Below are 5384 nucleotides of genomic sequence, written 5' to 3'. Positions count from 1 at the left end.
CGTCATACCTGCGCCGAAGTTACGGCCTACTTCGCCGAGAACGACAACCACGCCGCCTGTCATATACTCGCAGCCGTGGTCGCCCACGCCCTCGACCACCGCCTGGGCGCCGCTGTTGCGCACCGCGAAGCGCTCGCCCGCGAGTCCGCGCAGGTACACCTCGCCGGCCGTGGCTCCGTACAGCACGGTGTTGCCCACCAGCACGTTCTCCTCGGGGACGAAGCGGCTGCCCTCGGACGGGTGGACGATGATGCGCCCACCGGAGAGCCCCTTGCCGAGGTAGTCGTTGGCATCGCCCGCCAGCTCCAGCGTCACGCCGCTGGCGAGGAAGGCCCCGAAGCTCTGTCCCGCCGAGCCCTGGAGCCGGATGCGCAGCTGCCCGTCCGGCAGCCCCCGCGTCCCGTGCAGCTTGGCGATCTCCCCCGAGAGCATGGCTCCCACGGCCCGGTGCGTATTGCTCACCTGGCGCACCAGCATCGTGGGCGCCCCGCCCTCCAGCGTGGCCTTCGCGTGCTGGAGCAGGTCGTGGTCCAGGTGGTCCGACACGTCCTTCACCTGCGGCGAGTCGCAGCGCCGGGGCTCGTCGGGGGCGGCCATGGAGGGCGTCAGCAGGCCGGAGAGGTCCACCCGCCGGGCCTTCCAGTGGTCGGACGCGGGCCGCTGCCGCAGCAACTCCACCCGGCCCACCAGCTCTTCCAGCCGGCGTACGCCCAGGGCCGCCATCTGCCGCCGCAGATCCTCGGCCACCAGGGAGAAGAAGTTCACCACGTGCTCGGGCTTGCCGTGGAAGCGCTCGCGCAGGCCCGCGTCCTGCGTGGCGATGCCCACCGAGCAGGTGTTGAGGTGGCACTTGCGCAGCATGATGCACCCGAGCGCGATGAGGCTCGCGGTGGCCATGCCGAACTCCTCGGCGCCCAGCAGCGTGGCGACGAGCACGTCGCGCGCGGTGCGCAGGCCGCCGTCCACCTGTACCCGGATGCGGTTGCGCAGCCCGTTGTGCACCAGCACCTGCTGCGTCTCCGCCAGCCCCAGCTCCCACGGCAGGCCCGCGTGCTTGATGCTGGAGAGCGGCGAGGCACCCGTGCCGCCCTCGTAGCCGGCGATGACCACGCACCCGGCGCCGGCCTTGGCCACGCCCGCCGCGATGGTGCCCACGCCCACCTCGCTCACCAGCTTCACGCTCACCCGCGCCGCCGTGTTCACCGACTGGAGGTCGTAGATGAGCTGCGCCAGGTCCTCGATGGAGTAGATGTCGTGGTGCGGCGGCGGGGAGATGAGCGTCACGCCCGGCATGGACCAGCGCACCTTGGCGATCCGCTCGTCCACCTTGTGGCCCGGGAGCTGTCCGCCCTCGCCCGGTTTGGCGCCCTGGGCGATCTTGATCTGCAGCTCGGCCGCGTTGACGAGGTACTCGGTGGTGACGCCGAAGCGCGCGCTGGCCACCTGCTTGATGGCGCTGCGGCGCAGGTCCCCGTTCTCGTCCCGGGCGTAGCGGCGCGCCTCCTCACCACCCTCGCCGCTGTTGGAGCGCCCGCCCATCCGGTTCATCGCGATGGCCAGCGTCTCGTGGGCCTCGGCGCTGATGGAGCCGAAGGACATGGCGCCGGTGACGAAGCGCCGGAGGATCTCACTCGCCGGCTCCACCTCTTCCAGCGGCACGGGGGTACGCCCCTCCGTCACCACCTCCAGCAGCCCGCGCAGGTTGCAGTGCTCGCGCGACTCATCGTCCGCCAGCCGCGAGTACTCGGCGAAGAGGGCCGCGTCGTTGGTGCGCGCCGCCTGCTGGAGCTTCGCGATGGTGGCCGGGTTCCACTTGTGCGTCTCCCCCCGGCGGCGCCACTGGTACAGGCCGCCCACCGGGAGCTGCTCCGCCTCGCGCTCCACCGCCTCGCCGAAGCCGCGCGCGTGCCGCTCCCGCACCTCGCGCCCCAGCTCCGGCAGGCCCACGCCCTCCACCCGCGAGGGCGTGCCCGTGAAGTGCCGCTCCACCAGCCGCCGCTCCAGGCCCACCGCCTCGAAGAGCTGCGCGCCCCGGTAGGACTGGAGCGTGGAGATGCCCATCTTGGACATCACCTTGAGCAGCCCCTCCTCGATGCCGTGGATGTAGTTCGCCTGCGCCTTCTCCTCGCCCACGGGCAGCTCGCCCGCGTCCGCCAGGGCTCGCAGCGTGTCCAGCGCGAGGTAGGGATTCACCGCCGAGGCGCCGTAGCCGAAGAGGCAGGCGAAGTGGTGCACCTCGCGCGCCTCGGCCGTCTCCAGCACGAGGCCCGTGTACATCCGGGTGCCGTCGCGCACGAGCCGCTGGTGCACCGCCGACATGGCCAGCAGCGCGGGGATGGCGGCCCGGATGGCGTCCACGCCCCGGTCACTGAGCACGAGGATGCTCGCGCCCGCGTCCACCGCCTCCACGGCCTCGGTGCACAGCCGCTCCACCGCCGCCTCCAGCGCGCCCTCGCCCCCGTCCAGGGGGTAGAGCAGGCTCAGCCGGTGCGTCTCGAAGATGCCCTCGTTGCGGATGGCGGCCAGCTTCGCCAGTTGCCCGTTGGTGAGGATGGGGCCCGGCAGCGACAGCCGGTGGCACTGCTCCGGCGTCTCCTCGAAGGTGTTGCCCTCCGGCCCGAGCCCCGTGGCCACCGTCATCACCAGCGACTCGCGGATGGGGTCGATGGGCGGATTCGTCACCTGCGCGAAGAGCTGGTGGAAGTAGTTGAAGAGCGTGGGGGCCTGCTCGCTGAGCACCGCCAGGGGCGTGTCCGTGCCCATGGAGCCCACCGGCTCCTTGCCCGCCTCCGCCATGGGGCGCAGCAGCAGCCGCACGTCCTCGTCCGAGTAGCCGAAGGCGCGCTGCAGCCGCCACAGCTCCTCCCCGCCCAGCCGCGGCGGCGCGGGCACCGTGGGCAGGTCGTCGAAGGTGAAGACGTTGCGCTCGAGCCAGCGCCGGTACGGCCAGCGGGTGGTGATGTCGCGCTTCACCTCCTCGTCCTCGAGGATGCGGCCCTCCTCGGTGTCCACCAGCAGCATGCGGCCCGGGGTGAGGCGGCCCTTGCGGCGCACCTGCGAGGCGGGCACGTCGATGACGCCCGTCTCCGAGGCCAGGATGACGCGGTCGTCCTCGGTGACGAGGTAGCGCGCGGGGCGCAGCCCGTTGCGGTCCAGCGTGGCGCCGATGAGCTGTCCGTCCGTGAAGGCGATGGCCGCCGGCCCGTCCCACGGCTCCATCAGCGCGCTGGAGTACTCGTAGAAGGCGCGCCGCTCGTCGCTCATCTCCGTGTGGCCCTCCCACGCCTCCGGAATCATCATCATCATCGCGTGGGGAAGCTGGCGCCCGCCCAGGTAGAGCAGCTCCACCATGTTGTCGAACTGCGCCGAGTCGCTCTTGCCCGGGACGATGAGGGGGAAGAGGGGCTCCAGGCTGCCGCCGAGCCGGGCCGACTGGAGCAGCCCGCGCCGCGCGTTCATCCAGTTGCGGTTGCCGTGCAGCGTGTTGATTTCCCCGTTGTGCGCGATGTAGCGGAACGGCTGCGCCAGCTCCCAGGTGGGGAAGGTGTTGGTGGAGAAGCGCGAGTGCACCAGCGCGAGCGCGCTCACGAACTCGGGGTGCTGCAGGTCCACGTAGAAGCGCGGGAGCTGCCGGGGCAGCAGCAGGCCCTTGTAGATGAGCGTCTCCGCCGAGAAGCTGGCCACGTGGAACTGGCCGTCCGGGTCGAAGTTGCGCTCGCGGATACGGCGCTCGGCCAGCTTGCGGATGCGGTACAGCTTGCGCTCGAAGGCGCTGGGCACCACGCGGCGCCGGGCAACGAAGAGCTGCCGGATGACGGGAGCGCCCTCCCGAGCCAGCCGGCCCAGGTGCGAGGGATCCACCGGCACGTCCCGCCAGCCGAGCACGCGCTGGCCCTCGTCGGCGGCCACCTGCTCCAGCGCCGCCTCGCAGGCGATGCGGGCCTCCTCGTCGGCGGGGAGGAACACCATGCCCACCGCGTACTGGCGGCGCGGTGGCAGCGCGAAGCCCAGGCGCTCGCGCTCGAAGAAGCGGTGGGGCAGCTGCACGAGGATGCCGGCCCCGTCGCCCGTCTCGGGATCCTTGCCCGCCGCGGCCCGGTGGCTCAGCCGGTTGAGCAGCTCCAGCGCGTCCTCGACGATGCCGCGCGACTTCTCGCCCCGGATGTGGGCCACGAAACCCACACCGCAGGCATCGTGCTCGGTTTGCGGCTCATACAGCCCATAGCGTCCCGGACAGCGCTCCGACATCACCGCTCCCTCGCGGTGGGTGAACCCCACCGACGCGACGAGTCTAATGCGTCGCGTCAGCACGCGGAAAACAAACCCGCGGGGTGCACGCCCGGACGCGCCAGGAGCGAACAGAGGAGCGAGGGCCCGACATGGCCCGGCCCCTCACGGCAGCATGAGGGCTTCCAGCGGGACGCGCTCCATCCGGGAGAGGTGCTCCTCGGGCAGGCCCAGGGTGGTGCGCACGGCGGTGAGCAGCTCCGGCTCGCGGTAGGGCCGCGAGCACAGGGCGGATTCCGGGTGGGCCCAGGCGGGCCGCGCGGCTCCAGCCAGCACGATGGGGACGGGCCGGGCGCGAGGCAGCTCGGCGAAAGCGGCCAGGAAGATGCCGAGCTGGGTAGGTGGGGCGCTCGCCGACAGCAGCACCAGGTCCACGGGCAGGTGGGAGACGCGACGCAGCGCGTCCACGCCCCCGTGCGCGGTGAGCACCTCGAAGCCGGCGTCGCCCAGCACGCGCTCGGCCACGGCCTCCTGCGTGGGGTCCTCGTCCAGCAGCAGCACCCGGGGGAGCAGCTGGCGCACGTCGCTCGCGGACATGCGCGGCAGCCCCAAGGAGAAGGTGGAGCCCTGGCCCTCGGCGCTCGTGAGCGACAGCGAGCCCCCGTGCAGCCGGGCGATGGAGTGACTGATGAAGAGGCCCAGCCCCAGCCCGCCGAAGTTGCGGTACGAGGCATTGCCCGCCCGGTAGAAGCGCTGGAAGAGCCGCGCCTGGTCCTGCGCCGGCACGCCGATGCCCCGGTCCTTCACGTGCAGGCGCGCCTCGCCGGCCCGCGCCTCCACCTCCACGGAGATCGTCTCTCCCTCGGGGCTGTACTTGTGCGCGTTCTCCAGCAGGTTGACGAGCACCTGCTCCAGCCGGTCCCGGTCTCCCCGCACCCAGATGCGCTCGCGCGGAACCTCCAGGGAAAAGGGGCGCGAGAAGGCGAGGCGGAACTGGTCCACCACCTCCGCCACCAGGTGGCCCAGCTCCAGCCGCGACACGTCCAGCAAGTCATTCACCAGCCCCGCCAGCCGCTCCACCTGGCGCTTGGACTTGATGACGCTGGAGAGCTCCACCGGCTGGCCCTGCGCGATCCTCCGCTCCATGGAGTAGAGCG

General features: G+C 71.9%; 2 protein-coding genes. Both read right to left on the bottom strand.

Annotated features, from left to right (window positions below; genetic code table 11):
- Positions 1 to 4248: glutamate synthase large subunit (gltB, locus tag VF794_RS31990; RefSeq protein ID WP_331116907.1), on the bottom strand; the 4248-nt coding region annotated here is incomplete at its 3' end.
- Between the two features lie 144 nt (positions 4249 to 4392).
- Positions 4393 to 5384: ATP-binding protein (locus VF794_RS31985; RefSeq protein ID WP_331116906.1), on the bottom strand; the 992-nt coding region annotated here is incomplete at its 5' end.

The organism is Archangium sp. (assembly GCF_036389735.1).
In the GTDB taxonomy this organism is placed as follows: domain Bacteria; phylum Myxococcota; class Myxococcia; order Myxococcales; family Myxococcaceae; genus Archangium.
The sequence above is the reverse complement of the archived record's forward strand: the minus strand, read 5'-3'. Positions and strand labels throughout refer to the sequence as shown.